At 56.4% G+C, this 16282-nt stretch carries 14 protein-coding genes; 11 read left to right on the top strand and 3 right to left on the bottom strand.

Annotated features, from left to right (window positions below; genetic code table 11):
• The first annotated feature begins 820 nt into the window (after positions 1 to 820).
• The 8 genes from HMPREF2890_RS06595 (at position 821) to HMPREF2890_RS06630 (ending at position 10255) form a co-directional block, all read left to right on the top strand.
• Positions 821 to 1651 (top strand): TrmB family transcriptional regulator, encoded by an 831-nt coding sequence (locus tag HMPREF2890_RS06595; RefSeq protein WP_070466841.1) that lies wholly within the window; start codon positions 821 to 823, stop codon positions 1649 to 1651.
• A 52-nt stretch (positions 1652 to 1703) separates the two neighbouring features.
• On the top strand, positions 1704 to 3341 hold the full coding sequence (locus HMPREF2890_RS06600; protein ID WP_083289856.1) for a PL29 family lyase N-terminal domain-containing protein: 1638 nt from the start codon (positions 1704 to 1706) through the stop codon (positions 3339 to 3341).
• 5 nt (positions 3342 to 3346) lie between these two features.
• Positions 3347 to 4855: a BACON domain-containing protein gene (locus HMPREF2890_RS06605; RefSeq protein WP_168160429.1), complete on the top strand. Its 1509-nt coding sequence runs from the start codon at positions 3347 to 3349 to the stop codon at positions 4853 to 4855.
• Between the two features lie 4 nt (positions 4856 to 4859).
• Positions 4860 to 7562, top strand: a complete 2703-nt coding sequence (locus HMPREF2890_RS06610) for a S8 family serine peptidase (RefSeq protein ID WP_083289857.1) — start codon at positions 4860 to 4862, stop codon at positions 7560 to 7562.
• 25 nt (positions 7563 to 7587) lie between these two features.
• Complete coding sequence (locus HMPREF2890_RS08995; protein WP_148130710.1) at positions 7588 to 8565, top strand: PorV/PorQ family protein; 978 nt, start codon at positions 7588 to 7590, stop codon at positions 8563 to 8565.
• 98 nt (positions 8566 to 8663) lie between these two features.
• On the top strand, positions 8664 to 9020 hold the full coding sequence (locus HMPREF2890_RS06620; protein ID WP_070466851.1) for a hypothetical protein: 357 nt from the start codon (positions 8664 to 8666) through the stop codon (positions 9018 to 9020).
• Positions 9007 to 9630 (top strand): DUF4230 domain-containing protein, encoded by a 624-nt coding sequence (locus HMPREF2890_RS06625; RefSeq protein ID WP_070466853.1) that lies wholly within the window; start codon positions 9007 to 9009, stop codon positions 9628 to 9630. Before HMPREF2890_RS06620 ends, HMPREF2890_RS06625 begins: the two co-directional genes overlap by 14 nt.
• Positions 9623 to 10255, top strand: a complete 633-nt coding sequence (locus HMPREF2890_RS06630) for a DUF4230 domain-containing protein (RefSeq protein WP_070466856.1) — start codon at positions 9623 to 9625, stop codon at positions 10253 to 10255. The genes HMPREF2890_RS06625 and HMPREF2890_RS06630 overlap by 8 nt, the downstream gene beginning before the upstream one ends.
• A gap of 184 nt (positions 10256 to 10439) precedes the next feature.
• Here the strand turns inward: HMPREF2890_RS06630 and HMPREF2890_RS06635 are convergent, their stop codons facing one another.
• The 3 genes from HMPREF2890_RS06635 to mtaB are packed head-to-tail and all read right to left on the bottom strand — an operon-like array spanning position 10440 to position 13605.
• Positions 10440 to 11285 carry a hypothetical protein gene (locus tag HMPREF2890_RS06635; RefSeq protein WP_070466858.1) on the bottom strand — a complete coding sequence of 282 codons (846 nt, stop codon included), beginning with the start codon at positions 11283 to 11285 and terminating at the stop codon, positions 10440 to 10442.
• Entirely contained in the window at positions 11282 to 12292 is a 1011-nt protein-coding gene (locus HMPREF2890_RS06640; protein ID WP_070466860.1) for a glycosyltransferase family 2 protein, read from the bottom strand. The genes HMPREF2890_RS06635 and HMPREF2890_RS06640 overlap by 4 nt, the downstream gene beginning before the upstream one ends.
• The gene (gene mtaB / locus HMPREF2890_RS06645) at positions 12289 to 13605 is read right to left on the bottom strand and encodes a tRNA (N(6)-L-threonylcarbamoyladenosine(37)-C(2))-methylthiotransferase MtaB (protein WP_070466862.1); all 1317 of its coding nucleotides are present in this window, start codon (positions 13603 to 13605) and stop codon (positions 12289 to 12291) included. Before mtaB ends, HMPREF2890_RS06640 begins: the two co-directional genes overlap by 4 nt.
• Before the next feature lie 277 nt (positions 13606 to 13882).
• Between mtaB and HMPREF2890_RS06650 the strand changes: the two genes are divergently transcribed.
• The 3 genes from HMPREF2890_RS06650 to HMPREF2890_RS06660 are packed head-to-tail and all read left to right on the top strand — an operon-like array spanning position 13883 to position 16280.
• The gene (locus HMPREF2890_RS06650; RefSeq protein ID WP_070466864.1) at positions 13883 to 14824 is read left to right on the top strand and encodes an ABC transporter substrate-binding protein; all 942 of its coding nucleotides are present in this window, start codon (positions 13883 to 13885) and stop codon (positions 14822 to 14824) included.
• Positions 14825 to 14832: 8 nt separating this feature from the next.
• Positions 14833 to 15531: an ABC transporter ATP-binding protein gene (locus HMPREF2890_RS06655; protein WP_070466866.1), complete on the top strand. Its 699-nt coding sequence runs from the start codon at positions 14833 to 14835 to the stop codon at positions 15529 to 15531.
• Positions 15528 to 16280 (top strand): ABC transporter permease, encoded by a 753-nt coding sequence (locus HMPREF2890_RS06660; RefSeq protein ID WP_070466869.1) that lies wholly within the window; start codon positions 15528 to 15530, stop codon positions 16278 to 16280. Before HMPREF2890_RS06655 ends, HMPREF2890_RS06660 begins: the two co-directional genes overlap by 4 nt.
• Positions 16281 to 16282 lie beyond the last annotated feature (2 nt).

The following is a 16282-nucleotide window of genomic DNA, read 5'->3' on the forward strand; positions in this document are numbered from 1 at the left end:
TTAACAGCTTGACCGAGAGGAGGTCCGTAGCCACGTATGGATTTTTCGATCCCTGCTATGGAAATGGTTTACCATCCTCTCAGTCGGTTAGTGCCGCTCTTCATACAACAAAGATACGATACTAACCCTGCTGTCAGGAGCACCTGCTCCCAAAAGATTTATCTCCTTTGTTTGAGTGGCGTTGAGGGGCTTTTGAGCGGGGCTCAAAAGCCCCTCAACGATCCTGTGACAAACTTACAGCTATGGGGTGGGCACCCGCAAGGGGTGCTTCGCTCTCTACTCTTTATGGTAAGGAGAGTGGCTTCAGTACTGCTCAATACACGAGGTGGCGAAGAGTGCAGAGGAGAAGACCTTTGCAAAATGGTCTTTCGCCGAAAAAGCAGCGCGTTTTCGGCAGGGACTTTGCAGAATACCCCAGATGCAAGGAACTGAGAGGGAGGGCGAAGGGAGTGTGCTTACGCACATAACCAAGCCCGAATCTCGAATGTGACGCCGCAGATGGGGTATTATGCAAAGGTCTCGAGGAGGCAATTTTAGTCAGAAAGAGACACGGAGAGACTCTGTGAGACAACACCTCCCTATGGGGGTGCTATATTTGCACCACTGAAGCTTCCGGGCAGCCGAGGTGACCGCCACTCAGCCGGGAGGATGGGGACAGCCTCCACCCCTCTCATCTCTCTATCATAGGGGTTGGTTATCTCCTTGATTTGTAGCAAAGAAAACTGCGGAAATATTTGGAGAATAAGAATTTATTACTACTTTTGTTTCGTGTTACCCCCGTAAGGGGTATAGCAAGAGATACCTGCATACTATTATATCAATGAGTAAGAATACAGACATTGTTGCCAGTCTCATTTCTCTTGGTTTATCTGAGAGAGAGGCCAAAGTCTATCGGGTGCTTCTGGGCATAGAGGAGATCACCGCCTCTGCTATCCCGAAATTCGCCGACGTGCCGCGTACCAAAGTGTATGAAGTCCTTACCTCACTTCAGAAAAAAGGCTTCTGTAGAGAGAACTCAGACGGAAATATACTGACCTATAGTGCTGTAGATCCCAAGCTGGCACTTGAGAGCCTTATGCGCCCTGAGCGAGAGCGACTCCGGGGTATGGAGGAGCTCAGTAGCACCTTGCAAGAGGAGATGGGCGTACTCTATAATAATAGTGCGTCACGGCTCAGTGACTATGAGTTTATTGAGATCCTGAAGGGGCATGCCGAGATCGTACATAGGTACAACGATCTTAGATCTAACGCTCGGGGCGAGATCATAGAGATGAGCAAAGGGGATTACTTTATCTCGGACGAGGAGGCCATCCATGAAGCTGATGCCAATGCAAAACTCATAGATAGAGGTGTTAAGCTTCAGGTCCTTTATGAGCGGTCTGAGATTGAACAATGCGGAAAAAATTACTTCCACACGAAGAATCACGAGCTTGGTGTCTTGGCTCGTATGGTGGATGAGCTCCCGATTAAGATGTCTCTCTTTGGGGGTAATACCTTGATGCTCCCCCTCTCCGATCCGGCCATTCCGGAACCCAATACTACGGCTCTGATCATTGAGCATCCCGAGCTGTACAAAACATTCAAGATGATGTTCCGCGTCTATTGGGATCAGGCGATGGAAATTGACTTTAACGATCACGCAACTATATAGACGGTCAGAGGACCTCGATCAAATCACATAAACCCTCAAAACCTTTACGGTTATGAAATCAAAAATCTTATATGCTCTGGCGGTGTTACTGCCACTGCTCTGTATCCAGTCCTGCACTAATCCGATGCTGGATGACCTGCGTCGTCGACTGGATGATCACGAGTCAAGGCTCGCTAAGGTGGAGCAAAACACCGCAGTGGCCAACCAAGAAATCCAGGCTCTGAAGAGCCTGCTCTCTGCTCAGGCGGGCAAGAAGATGGTAGATAGCTATCGTCCCCTGGACGATGGTACCGGCTACCTGCTTACCTTTACCGATGGCACCACTATCAAGCTCCTTCATGGAAAGGACGGAAGCAGCTCTGCTGTGGGGGTCAAGGAGGATCCTGAGGATCATATCTACTACTGGACGCTCAATGGATCTTGGATGCTTGATCCTAATGGGAGGAAAATCCAAGCCCAGGGCCTTGATGGTGTCGCAGGTGTCACCCCTCTGCTCAGAGTGAGCCCAAAGGGATACTGGGAGTACAGCTTAGATGGTAAGAGCTGGCATCTCATAACGACGGCTGACGGAGCACCTGTGAAGGCTACCGGTGGCACCAGCGAGAGCGGTCTTGACATAAAGGAGACCGACACTCATATCATCATTTACTTCAAAGGCCAGACCTTCATGGTCCCCAAGGGCGGAGGAACAACAGGTGGTGGCACCATTACCCCACCGGAGACCAAGATAACGCTTAGCGAGCATACGAAGTCCCTCGTCGTGGGGGAGCAATTCACCCTGACAGTAACCCTGTCACCCTCCACACTCTCGCCTGAGAATGTCGTGTGGAGCAGCTCTAGCGAGAGGGTTGCTACTGTTGCAGGAGGCGTCGTGACAGCTGTTTCTGCCGGTGATGCTGAGATCACAGCTACTCTTGGGGGTGTCTCTGCTTCCTGCATGGTTACTGTTACTGCACCCCGGAAGGTGCTGACCTTTGAGCTCAAGGCGCATGATCTCCATGCCGTTACTGGTCTTTTTGACATCATCCCGTCCGAGTCCGATATGAGCTACTACGCTTCTGTGACTGATAAGGAAAATTGGGAAAAGAACGGAGGTGCGGAAGGTATCTTTGAGTACGACAAGAGATGGTTTAGCTCCTCTGGTGCGGAGTGGACCACTGTGCTTGGCAGCCAGATCTCGACGGGAGTAAAGAAGGATCTGCCCTCTAAGGAGGTCGGAGCCACATACCTTACACCGGATACGGAGTATGTCTTCTATGCCTACGGACTGACAGAAAAGGGCGAGAAGACGAGTGACGTCTCGTTTATCACCTTCACGACACCGAAACAGGTCAATAAGGGACTCACGTTTGAGATCAATGTAGAGGACATACTTACGAATGGTATCATAGCAACCGTGCAGCCCTCATCGGATGATCTACAGTATGTAGTGGCATTGGTGAGAGATAATTATGGCAAGTTTTACTCCAAGCGCGAGGATCTCAAGGAGAAGGGTGCGTGGAAGCTTATCCACGACGAGACCATCCTGACAAAGGGGAAGTACATCATCTCACCGGAGAGTAAGGATAGCTCCAAGTATGAGCGGATGCTACCGGGATTTCAGTACTGGATAGTGGTCTTCGGCTATGATGAGGATGGCATAACCTCCGAGGTGGTCTATTATCCCTTCACGACAAAGAAAAGAGGCTGATGGTTATGAATACGAATAGACATTTTTATCCTTTACTTCTGCTCCTCCTGCTGCTATCTGGATGTACGTCAGAGATAGTCCCGCCTGCCACTCTTGAGCTGGCGGACTACACCACCATTGACTTTCCTATACAAGGTGGTGAGAGGGAGGTAGCCGTAGAGACCAATCAGACAGAGTGGACAGCTGTCTCGGGGGCATCGTGGCTTGTCATCGATCAGAGGGCAAATACAGTGATCCTAAAGGCGGCTCCCAATAGTATGATAGAGCAGCGACAGACCTATGTGCTTGTCTCCACCGGAGGTCTGTCTCGGAGGATCGATGTTACTCAGATGGCAGAGAAGAGCACTCTCAATCTCACCGGTGAGGCTCTCCTGGTCCCCGACGGAGAAGGGGGGGCAAGAGAGGTCCGAGAGAGCCAATTCGGTGGTACAGTCTCTCTGGATGTCCTGACAGAGGATCCCAGCTGGTCCTGTGAGGTTGCAGAAGGGGCTTCCTGGATCAAGGCAGACAAGGTCACCCTCGGTAGCAAGCTCCTCATTACTATAGCGGAGAATAGCGAAAGGGCCGCACGGATGGGGATTATTTTCGTCCGGACAAAGGATCAGTCCATTAAGCTCAATGTGCGGCAGGAGGGTACCCTCTACTATCTCCTCCCATTACTTACGCCTGAGTCTACTAAGGAGCAGGTGAAGGACTTTGAGGAGGCACGTCACAGTCGAGTGGTGCAAAACGCAAGCTATCTCTCCGGTGGTGCACATACCTATCATACGGTGAGCCCTCTCTTCTACGAGATCAAGTATAGCTTTGATCGGCGCAATCTACGGGAGGTCGTCATGCAGTGTCAGACCGCTTCAGAGATGCTGGATGATGAGTTTACTAAGCTACTTGAGGCCGCCGGGTTTGAGTACAAGGCCGATAGTGGCATGGAGCGCGTCTTTATCAAGAAGGTGATCCACAATGGTACCACCTACGAGATCTTTGCTAATCTCGCTTATGGGCTGCCCTCTGTAGAGCCAAAGGTGGTCTTCAATATTATGAAGAGGCAGCAGGGACCGATGCCTACATTTGACCACCTGCCAGATGGTATCGGAGAGATGAACCTCTCTCGTCAGCAGGTCCTGGCATGGGAGTCCACACATGGTGGTACCTACTCGGATAGGAACTCTAATCGCGAGGATGGCTATTACTTCTTCGATGTACTGGACAAGACCTACATTGGTCGGGACTACCTCTTCAAGGATGATAAGTTGGTCAATATGAGGATCTTCACATACGATATCAGTAAGTTCTTCTACTCACCGGCAAGGGGGACATTCAAGATGACGGATGAGTTTAAGGATCTGCTTCAGAAGGAGGGCTTCACAGAGACACGGCAAACCGGTGATATCTGGGAGCGTTTCTATATCAATCGTGCCAGGAAAATGGCGGTAAGTGCCCGCGTCACCTCCTTTGCCACCGTGCTCTCCGGTCAACCCCTTGTCGTGATGCTTTACATTCCATTTGAGGAGGATTAGAGTTATGAGGAAGTCTGATTTATTTCTTCCCTGTCTTGCCTTGCTCCTTATTGGTCTCTTCCCCTCTTGCACCACGCCTGAGTCAGGGTTGGAGCCGAAGGATCAGAGTGCGACCGAGGAGCCTATAGAGGATGGGATCTCTCACGAGGCGATACGTATAGAGGTGACAGAGGAGCTCGCCAACGCCCTTGAGCACGGCACCCTACGTGCTGATGATCCTAAGGTACAGGATTTTATGGATAGGCTTGGCGTGGTCAGTGTGACAAGGGTTTTTGACGAGGGCGAGGGGGCTTATCGAGAGCGCCGGAGGAGGGCAGGCCTTCATCTCTGGTACGATATTACGCTCTCTCCAGATGCTAAGCCGACGTCCACAAGAGCTCTTCTGCGCGCTGTAGATGAGGCAAAGGAGATAGATGGTATCGTCTATGCTGAGGCAATACCAGTGATCTCTCTTCCATCCAGTAGTGTGATCCGATCGGCAGAACCCGCCCGCTCAACTCTACGGTCTGACAACGGTGCTTCTACCATTCCTAACGATCCTCGCTTTGACGACCAGTGGTACCTCTACAATAGAGGGCAGGAGCCAGGCTTTGTACCCGGCTTTGACATTAATGTGCTTGACGCATGGAAAGAAGAGACTGGGAGCAATAAGGTAATCGTCGCCGTGCTTGACGAGGGTGTACAGGTAGATCACCCTGATCTGGTCGATAATATCTGGACCAACCCCTCCCCTAATCCTGAGATGAATGATCTCCATGGGTACAACTTTAGTAAGGAAAAGTCTGAGATAGACCCTGGTGATCATGGTACACACGTGGCGGGTGTCATAGCAGCCTCGCGCAATAACGGTTTCGGGATCGCAGGTGTTGCTGGAGGAGACGGGACTCGTGGCAGTGGTGTCAAGATCATGAGCTGTGAGATCATCTCTGACATTGCGAACCTCCGTGCGGCACCCAATGCCTTTCCTTATGCAGCGGATCATGGTGCTGTGATCACCAACAATTCCTGGGGAATGGGCGGAGGTCCGGACCCGGATGCCATCCCTAAGTCCTATAAGGTGGCGATTGACTATTTTATCGACAACGCCGGGTGCGACCCTGTTACCGGAGAGCAGCTCCCCTCCTCTCCGATGAAGGGCGGAGTGGTCATCTTCTCTGCCGGTAATGATAATAAGGAGTATTACTATATGCCTCCGGCCTATAAGAGGGTCATCGCCGTCGGATCAAATGGTCCGACAGGAGTACGAGCCATTTACTCCAATCACGGAGATTGGGTAGACATATCTGCTCCCGGTGGAGACTATCGATTTGGTAACCCCACAGCATTTATCTTGAGTACTATTGCAGATGATCTCTATGGGTATATGCAGGGGACCTCTATGGCTGCGCCATTGGTGACCGGCGTGGCTGCCTTGATCGCATCTAAGTTTGGTGGCAAGGGCTTCACCAATGAGGAGCTTATGCATAGGCTGCTTCACTCCCTTCGGCCATACGACATAGAGGAGATCAATCCTCAGTACAGAGGGAAGCTGGGAGCAGGCTATATTGATGCCACCAAGGCACTCGCAGTTGACCGGCACCTGCCACCTCAAGCCATACGGGAGGTCAAGGTTGATGAGGGCTATGACTCGCTCACCATTCACTTCCCAGCAGTGACAGATGAGGATGATGGGACAGCACTCTCGTACAACCTCTATTATGGTGAGAAACCCTTCTCGGACGTCTCTCGGATGAGAGGCGGTAAGACTGTGGAGGTCAAGGCTGCTAAGTACAAGGCTGGGGATGAGGTGGTCTACACTCTGAAGGGCTTACTCCTTGACCACGCCTACTCACTGGCTCTTGTCCCTGTAGACAGATGGGACCACGAGGGGCAGCCGGTCTTCTTCAGCGCTCGTACACGAGCCAATCACAAGCCAATTGTCAAGGGAATACAGCCGGTCTTCCTTACTGATGCTACCCCTATTACACTAAGACTAAGCATATCAGATCCCGATGGGCACGACTGGACCTACCGGCTGTCAGGAGATGCGGAGGCTGCTATGTGTCATCGAGATGGAGATGCGCTAGAGATAACCTTCAGACGCCTCCGAGGAGAGGGGCAGTACTCACTCATACTTGTCGTATCAGACGGATATGAGGAGACGATGGTTTCGATCCCCTTCGAGATAGCACAGAATAAGTCTCCTCTCGTCGTAAAGGAGCCTTCACTCATCCGCCTTAAGGGTCTGGGGGCATCCGTAGAGCTGGATCTGAGACAGTATTTTTCTGATCCGGAGGGTGATGCTGTCTCTTATGAGGTCAAGTCCTACTCTCCTCAGCTGATAGGTGTTGATCTGAGTGGTTCGGTGCTTAAGCTCAAAGGGCTGGTATTCGGGAAAGCTCATCTAGAGGTGACGGCAAAGGATGCCAAGGGAGCTTTTGTGAGGGTGCCACTTAGAGTGGATATCGTACCGGACGAACTAGCCTACAGAGTGTACCCTATCCCCTGCTATGATCACGTTGTGGTGGAGCTGTCTGAGGATATCTATTTAGCGAAGATTGCTCTGATCTCATCAGCCGGTCAAGAGGTACTTCAGCGGTATGTGACTGTCCGAGAGAATAGTGATAGGGTAGTCAGGATTGATACGTCTCACCTCGCTATAGGTCGCTACACCTTGGTGATCACAGCTGACAGCAAGACATATAGTAAGTCCATTGTGAAGAACTAAGTCTATGAAAAGAGTAATAAAGCATATGGTACACAGTACTCGGATCCTCGCTGCCTGCTGTTTCCTCACAACTTCTCTGTCGGCAACACTGGACGCACAGGAGAGTGTTTTTAGCTTTCCTTCAGAGAGTACCGATGTGGCAAGCATTGCGATGGGCGGAAACATTTCACTATCACCGAGTCAGCCACTCTACTCGCTCCCTACACTTTCTCTTAACGGCATCGAGAAGTGGTCTGCTTCCTATAGCGTGGTAGCGATACCATTAACTAAGAATGCCTCAGGAGCGACACATAGCTTTGCCGGATGCTACCGTATACGCAGAGGTCTTGACATTTCTCTCGGAGGGAGGGTAAGGAGAAGCTTACCTGTAGAACTGACAAGCGAGACCGGCAATGTGTTTGGGCATTTCACCCCTTCAGAGGGGAGTGTGGATCTCGCTGTCGCAATGGCGCTTAGCCGAAAGCTCAGTGGGTACATACGCGGCTCTTACCTTATGAGTAGTGTTGGCGTGACAGCACGAGGTGTAGCAGCCTCCATCGGTGTTGCCTATGAGGATAACTTCCGACTGGCGGATGACCAAGTCGTCTATAGTACGATGGCTCTCTCGCTCGATAATATCGGTCCTAAGCTCTCGTACAGAGGACGGACGTCAGACGGCAGCACAGATGTGAGGGGCAAGGTCAGTCTTCCCTCTGCACTTGCGCTCCGAGCCGGTCTGCATACCGCACTGACCGTTGACCACACTCTTGGCTTGGCTCTGTCCGGAGGGTATTTCTATCACCTCCGCCCCTACTATGGACTATACGGGGGCGTGGGTGGTGAGTATCTCTGGCGACAGATGCTCTCTCTACGCATAGGTGCCTCCGTGCAGATGAGGCATATGATCTATAGCGCAGGTGTCGGAGCTCACTACAAGGGTCTCTTCCTCCAGACAGCCTATACATACTGTCCTGATATGCAGCAGAGAGGTACACTATCTCTCGGTCTCTCCTATACTATCTGATCGCTATTATCACTGATGAGGCGTCCGTGAGGAGTAATGCTCTTTGCGGGCGTCTCTCTTTTATGCCTGCGGGGGAGTTGGTACCTTTGTCGACAGATATGAATAATAAGTTTTTCTACACTGTCGGGTCGCTCGCCTGCCTGATCTCGCTCTTCCTGAGGGTGAGAGGCGACCGGCTGGACATGCCCGACGGCGGGCTGCCGTGGGTGATGCACCTGATGCACCTACTGATCTGCGGCATTGCCCTCTACTACGTCTACAAGCGCCTGATGGAGCGGCCGCGGATCAGTCTCCTTGCGGTCCTGATGCTGGGTGTCGGGGTGGTCTTCAACCCCTTTTACGTCCCCGACTTCCCGCTCACCACATGGCTGATCATCGAGATCACGTCTATGGTCCTCTTCTTTGTCTGCTCCCTTAGAGAGAAGCTTCCTCTCCCCGGTGATGAGAAAAAGTAGGCTTTCTCTCCTTCTCCTCCCCCTTTTCCTCCTCCTTGTCGGATGCGGTGAGGGCGTCCCTGACGATGAGGCGATCCTCGGTGAGGTCCGCTCAGTCCAGCACTTTGAGCTGACGGAGATGGAGCTGACGGAGAGCTTCATCATCCGCGGTAGCGGCACCACGATCGATGGCATCCGCTCCCTCAGCGAGGCGGCCGACTACGTCGACAACCTCCTCCGACCCGGTGACCGCATCGGGGTCTATGCCTTTACTCATACCGCCATCGCCTATATCGACCTGAGCGAACTCGGTACCGATAAGGTGCGGGTGGAGGGGAAGAAGGTGTGGCTCACCCTGCCGCCTGTGGAGGTGAAGCTTGCCGGACGCTCTCCCACGCTCGAGGTACTCCACGAGCGAGTCACAGGCTCGAAGCGTCCCATCACCTCGGAGGAGCGAAAGGAGCTGCAGGATGAGGCCTCCCGGCGGACCGCCGCTCGGCTACGTCCGGGCAGTGCCACCTACGATATGCTGCGGCAGCGCGGGGAGCGACAGGCGACCGCCTACTTCCGGGGGTTACTGCACTCGCGTGGCTACGAGATGGTTCATATAGCTTTTGACCGCCATGAGTAAGCAGAGTAAAGGGCTGTACGTGATGGTCCTCATAGGGCTTGCCCTCCTCATCCTCGGGAGCGTCCTGGTCCTGCGGGGAGAGAGGGCTAAGGAGCGGACACGGCTCTCCCACCTCTACGATACGGTCATCACCGACATTACGGATGTGCTGCGGGTGACGGTGCTGGAGAGCGAGGAGGTGGTGCCGGTCAATTACCGCACCGGCCGGACTGAGGCCTTCGGGGTGGGGCACTACCGGACGAGGATCTACTTCGATGTGGAGCAGCTGGCGGCGGTGCAGCACGGGGATACGCTCTTCGTACGGCTGCCTCAGCCTGAGGTGGCGATCCTTGAGGATGAGACTCGGGGCTTCGTCTTAGTCGATGTCTGGAGCCGCGACTTGGGGACCAACCTCATCGGTCCAAGGCTCTCGACACAGCAGGAGAATGCGATGCGGCTGAAGGCGGTCGAGGAGGCGCGACGTCGCGTCTCCTCGGCAGAGAATCTCTCCCGTGCTCGGAGCGAAGCGGCAGCGGTCCTTGCCGATATGCTCTCCATCGTCCCCGGCACCGTCATCGTCTACACCTCCCCCTTCGATGCCCTGCCGGACTCTCCCGACCGGGTGCTGATGCCTAAGAAAAATTGACAGCTTGAGACCTTTGCAGAATACCCCATCTGCAGCGTCACTTTCGAGATTCGTGCTTGGTCATGTGCGTAAGCACACTCCCTTCGCCCTCACTCTCAGTCCCTTGCATCTGGGGCATTCTGCAAAGTCCCTGCCGAAAAAGCGGTGCTTTTTCGGCGAAAGACCATTTTGCAAAGGTCTTTGCTTATTGCTTCTCCGGGGTGCTGAGGTGAGCCTTGGCACCGAAGTGGGCGGCTCGGGCGGTGGCGGCTTCCACTTCGCCCTCCGCATTCTTTATCCCCACGTAGGTGCGGAAGTAGAGGTAGGTGGCGCTGATCGCCTCACGCGCTCGGGCATCGAGGGTAAAGCTCTTGCCCTGAGGCCCGAAGGAGGCTCGGATGGCAGTCGATGCGGGGGTGGCGTGGACAAAAGCACCCAGCCGCTCAGAGGCCTCGAGGGAGAGGGTCAGCCGCTCGTGGGTGACGCCGCCGGTGCGGAAGCGGTAGTTGAGCGCCTTGTCGTAAGGAATCGTGTCGCTGAGGACGTAGGTCCCTCCGGCCTCCTCCATCAGTCGGAGGTAGGTGACGCCCTGAGCCTTGGGGGCTGAGGTGCCAGCGATGAGCTGTATCTTGCCGTCTGCCTTGATATAGGCATCGAGGAAGTTTGCCTCAGGATTGGCAGCTGAGGGGTCGTAGCCCCTGTATCGGAGGATGTTCTCATCCGGCATGCGGGGGTACTCAATCAGCTTGAAGAGCCGCTGCAGCGAGTCGAGGCGGGCGACGCCCTCCTCGGCGAGCGAGGTCATCCGGATCGAGTCGCGCCTTGCCGTGGCGGTGCGGACCAGCTGCTGCAGGTGGAGCGCCACCTTGCGCGTCTCCACGGCCCCGCTGTAGGTGCGGTGGAGAGAGTCGAGGAGCTGAGCCGAATGGCTGTAGTCGGAGTCCTGGTAGGCAATCTGCGCCTCGGCAAGGAGATGCTTGGCGGCGCGCTCCTCCTTACTGACGCAGCCGGTGAGGAGCAAGAGGATGATAAGTGCAAGTGTCGGTCTCATGGTGATAGTCTGTCGTAGGTATGATGTCCTCGGAGGTGATACTCGAGGAGAATGGATCTAGGATAAAGTCGGCTGTAGGCGCGCTCCAGGTCGCTGCCACTGCGCACGGGGCGGAGTCTCCGTAGCTCTCTCCTGGCGCGCAGCACGGCCCGGGCATCGCCGAGGTGCCCGCGGAGGAGGAATTGGAGAGCGGCGATGTGGTCGAGCAGCCACCGCTTCCGCAGCGTGGAGCGGAGGACCCGGGAGGGGAGGTTCTTCTGCAGCATCAGGATGTTGTTTCGGAAGTTGAGGAAGGTCTTCCGCGGGTTGTCGGCGCTGAGCGACTTTCCACCCCAGTGGTAGACGACGCTCTCGGGGATGACGTAGAGGTCGTGCCCGGCAGCCTGCCAGCGCCAGCAGAGGTCGATCTCCTCCTGATGGGCGACAAAGGTCTCATCCAGTCCACCGGCGGCGAGGTAGGCCTCTCGTCGGCAGAGCATACAGGCACCGCTGGTCCAGAAGACCGGCATTGGCTCCGTCCCGTACTGCCCCCGATCCTCCTCGAGTGTGGAGAAGAGTCGCCCTCGGCAGAAGGGGTAGCCCAGCCGATCCATATAGCCTCCCAGTGCGCCGGCGTACTCGAGCCGCTTCGGCTCACGCTCCCAGCGGATCGTCGGCTGGACGGAGACCACCTCGGGGTGGCTGTCGAGGAAGGTGACCAGCGGCTCCAGCCAGCCCTTGGTCACGAGGACGTCGTCATTGAGGAGGCAGATGTAGTCGTACCCCTCCAGCTGAGCGATGGCCCTATTGTACCCGGCGGCAAAGCCAAGGTTGCTTCCGAGCGGAAGCGCCACCGCCCGAGGGTAGTCCCGCGCCAGTATCTCAAGGGAGTCATCCGTGCTGCCGTTGTCTGCCTCGATCACGTCTGCCAGCTCCGGGTCGGTATGCTCGAGCAGGGTCGGGAGGTAGTGCGGGATCAGCGTGGAGCCGTTCCAGTTGAGTACGATGACGGCAACCTTTTTCCTCATATCAGTACGCCCTCTACCAGGTCGGGATGTCCCGGCACCACGTGATCTGCCCGGACCGTGACCACCTCGCCCACGAGCCCCGACTGATAGGGGATCCGGACGCGGAGGTAATTCTCTGTATAGCCATAGAGCCACTCTTGCTCCTCCGGCTCCTCCACCAGCAGTCGACGCTCGCTCCCCACCTGGCTCCGGGTGAAGTGGCTCAGCTTGTGGTCGCTGATGGTGATCAGCCGATGTGCACGCCGGTGCTTCTCCTCGGGCGAGACCACCGGGGTGATCCGCAGCGCAGCGGTGCCCTTTCGCTCACTGTAGGGGAAGACATGGAGCTTGGAGACCGGCAGCCCGGCGATGAAGGCAGCGCTCTCCTCGAAGTCCGCCTCCTCCTCGCCCCGCATGCCGACGATCACGTCCACGCCGATGTAGGCGTCCGGCATCAGCTCGTGGATCAGCTCCACCTTGTGGGCAAAGACCTCCCGCCGATAGCGCCGCCGCATCAGGCGTAGCACCTTATCAGAGCCACTCTGCAGGGGGATGTGGAAGTGTGGGGCAAAGCGCTTGCTCCCCCGGACGAAGTCGATGATCTCGTCGGTGATGAGATTGGGCTCTATGCTGGAGATGCGGAAGCGGTCGATCCCCTCCACGTTGTCTAATGCCTCTAAGAGCCGGAGGAAGGAGCTCCCGGTGTCTCGCCCGAAGTCGCCCACATTGACCCCCGTCAGGACGATCTCCCGTCCCCCGTGCGCCGCCACCTGCTCGGCTCGGCGGACGAGGTCCGATACCTCGCCACTGCGGCTGTGGCCTCGGGCAAAGGGGATCGTGCAGTAGGAGCAGCAGTAGTCGCAGCCGTCCTGCACCTTGAGGAAGTGGCGTGTGCGCCCCTCCGATGAGACACTGGGGACAAAGGTGGTCGCCTCCTCGTAGGGAGACACCTCCACCGTATCGACCGCACTCAGGTGGTCAAGGTAGTGGAGTAGGGCGCCCTTCTCCTTCGCTCCTAGCACCAGGTCGACGCCGGGGAGCTTGGCGTACCGCTGCGGCTGGAGCTGTGCCGAGCAGCCGGTGACGACGATCACCGCATCGGGATGGTCGCGGTGGGCTCGGCGGATCAGCTGCCGGCTCTTCCGGTCCGCCACCGAGGTGACGGAGCAGGTGTTGACCAGCACTAAGTCGGCAGACTCGCCCTCCTCGGCGAGGACCATACCCCGCTCTAAGAGTGCCTGCCCGAGGAATGAGGTCTCGGCAAAATTGAGCTTACAGCCCAGCGTGCAGAGGGCGACGCGCCGCCCCGTGTATGTAAATCCTTGCTCACTCATAAGTAGCACAAAGGTACCAAAAAGCAGTCCCGCCTTCTATCTCGGGGCTTTTGGGTACCTTCGCTTAGAATATATGGGACCTTTGCATAATACCCCATCTGCAGCGTCACATTCGAGATTCGGGCTTGGTCATGTGCGTAAGCACACTCCCTTCGCCCTCACTCTCAGTCCCTTGCATCTGGGGTGTTCTGCAAAGTCCCTGCCGAAAAAGCGGTGCTTTTTCGGCGAAAGACCATTTTGCAAAGGGCTTTATATGTTAAATGAGCCATATCGTATTATGAAGAAGTCTCAGTCTCTACTACTAACTGTCGCCCTGCTGCTCACCCTTGCCCTCTCCGCCTGTGGTGGACAGAGGAAGGAGAGCACGCAACTGCCACCGCTAAAGATCGGTGCGATGTCCTCGATGGACTACCTGCCCTACGTGGTGGCTGAGAAGATGGGGATCTACGACTCACTCGGTCTGGAGGTGGAGATCGTCAAGTTTTTCTCCGCCAACGATCGGGATGCTGCCTTCCGTGCCGCCCAGGTGGATGGTACCGTCATCGACTATACCGGCGCCGCGATCCAGCATGCCGCCGGGATGCCTCTCGCACTCATCACCGCTCACGATGGCTACTTCGAGATGATGGCAACCGGCGGGCTCACCACCATGGAGGATCTGAGAGGGAAAAAGGTGGGCGTCTCCCGCAATACGGTGATCGACTACTCTACCGACCTGATGCTCCGAGCTGCCGGCATGGAGCCGACGGACGTCGAGAAGCCGGAGGTAAATAAGATCCCCCTTCGGCTCGAGATGATGGTCGGTGGAGAGCTGGACGGCTCAGTCTTCCCCGACCCTTTCATCACCATTGCGAAGTCCAAGGGCTTCGCCTCCCTCTCCTCCACAAGGGCGCTCGGCATCTCTGTCACCGGTACGATGATGCGGCGTGAGGCTCTGGACGAGAAGGCGGAGTCCGTGAAGCTCCTCCTCAGGGGGTACAATCTCGGCGTAGACTACCTCCTCTCTCACCCCCGCTCGGAGTGGCAGTCGATCCTCGTCGAGGATGCCGGCATCCCCGAGGGGCTGGCTGACCGGGTCACCCTGCCGGACTATCGTCATGCGGTGCTCCCCTCAGACAAGGATATGGAGGAGACACTCACCTGGCTCCATGAGCATGACCTCGTCCCGGCGGACTATGCCGGAGAGGGACTGGTCGACGGCTCTTATCTCCCACAGTAACCGAGCCTATGAGTCGGGTGACGATCAACCATCTCTCGGTCGCCTATAGGGGGCGACGAGGCGAGACGGTGGCGGCAGAGGATCTCTCCCTCACACTTGAGGACGGAGAGATCCTCGGGCTTACCGGTCCCTCGGGGTGCGGTAAGTCTACGCTCCTCCACGTCCTCTCGGGGATCATCACCGACTACGAGGGGACAGTGCTGATCGATGATCTGCCCCCTGACCCCAAGGTCCACTCCGTGGCGCTGGTCCCTCAGGGACTGGCTCTCCTCCCGTGGATGACGGTGCGAGAGAATATTCTCCTTCCCCATACGCTTGGGGGAAAGGAGTGTCCCAATCTCTCCCACCTGGATGAGGTGCTGGAGACCCTCGAGATCGCCCCCTTCGTCGATCGCTATCCGCGCGAATTAAGTGGCGGGCAACAGCAGCGGGTCGCTCTGGCGAGAGCGATGGTGCAGGACCCGGACCTGCTGCTCCTCGATGAGCCCTTCTCGGCACTCGACATCGGGACGGCAGAGCGGAGTAGGGCGCTCCTGCAGCACTTCCGCCGCAGGCTCGGGCTGACGACGATCCTCGTGAGCCACAATGTGGAGGAGATCGCCGGACTGGCCGAGCGGGTGATCGTCATGGGTGGCACGCCGGGACGCATCCTCTCTGAGACGAGAGGGGCATCGGCGGAGCGCATCGCAGAGGAGATCAAGTCATGAGACCCGACAGCATCACCTACCGCTTCCTCGTCGGCACGCTGCTGATCAACGTGATCTGGTACGTTGCCTACCTCCTCATCGGAGAGGGGGCCTTCGTCTCGCCTCTGGTGGTATACCGTCATCTGCCGGCACTTCTGGCGGGGAAGATGGGGCCGCACCTCCTGGCGAGTCTCTATCGGATCCTCCTCGGCATCCCCATGGCACTGCTGCTCGGTCTGGTCATCGCCTGGCTGATCTACAGCTATCGCCCCTTCGGGCGGGCGATGAACGCCCTCACCTACCTCGCCTATCCGATCCCCAAGCTCGCCCTCCTGCCTATCGTGATGCTGATTGCCGGGCTGGGGGACGGCGGTAAGGTGGCGATGATTGTCCTGATCCTGGTTTTCCAGGTGATCGTCAACGTCCGCGACAGCCTCACGAACATCCCCCGGGAGAGCTTTCACATCGCCCGCTCTCTCGGTGCCGATAGGTGGCGTGTCCTGCGGTACATCCTCCTGCCGGCTGCGCTGCCGGATATCCTCTCCACCCTGCGTGTCGCCATCGGCACGGCGATCTCGGTCCTCTTTGTCACCGAGACCTACGGCACGGAGCGCGGCATGGGGTACTTCATCACCGATGCGTGGATGCGCTTCGACTACATCGACATGTACGGCGGTATCGTCGTCCTGAGCATCACCGGATTTATCCTATTTATCCTTACAGACATAGCAGAGGAGCGCTTCTGTCGCTGGCGCTCTGCAGGTCACTAAAT

Source organism: Porphyromonas sp. HMSC065F10, assembly GCF_001808555.1.
Classification (GTDB): Bacteria; Bacteroidota; Bacteroidia; order Bacteroidales; family Porphyromonadaceae; genus Porphyromonas_A.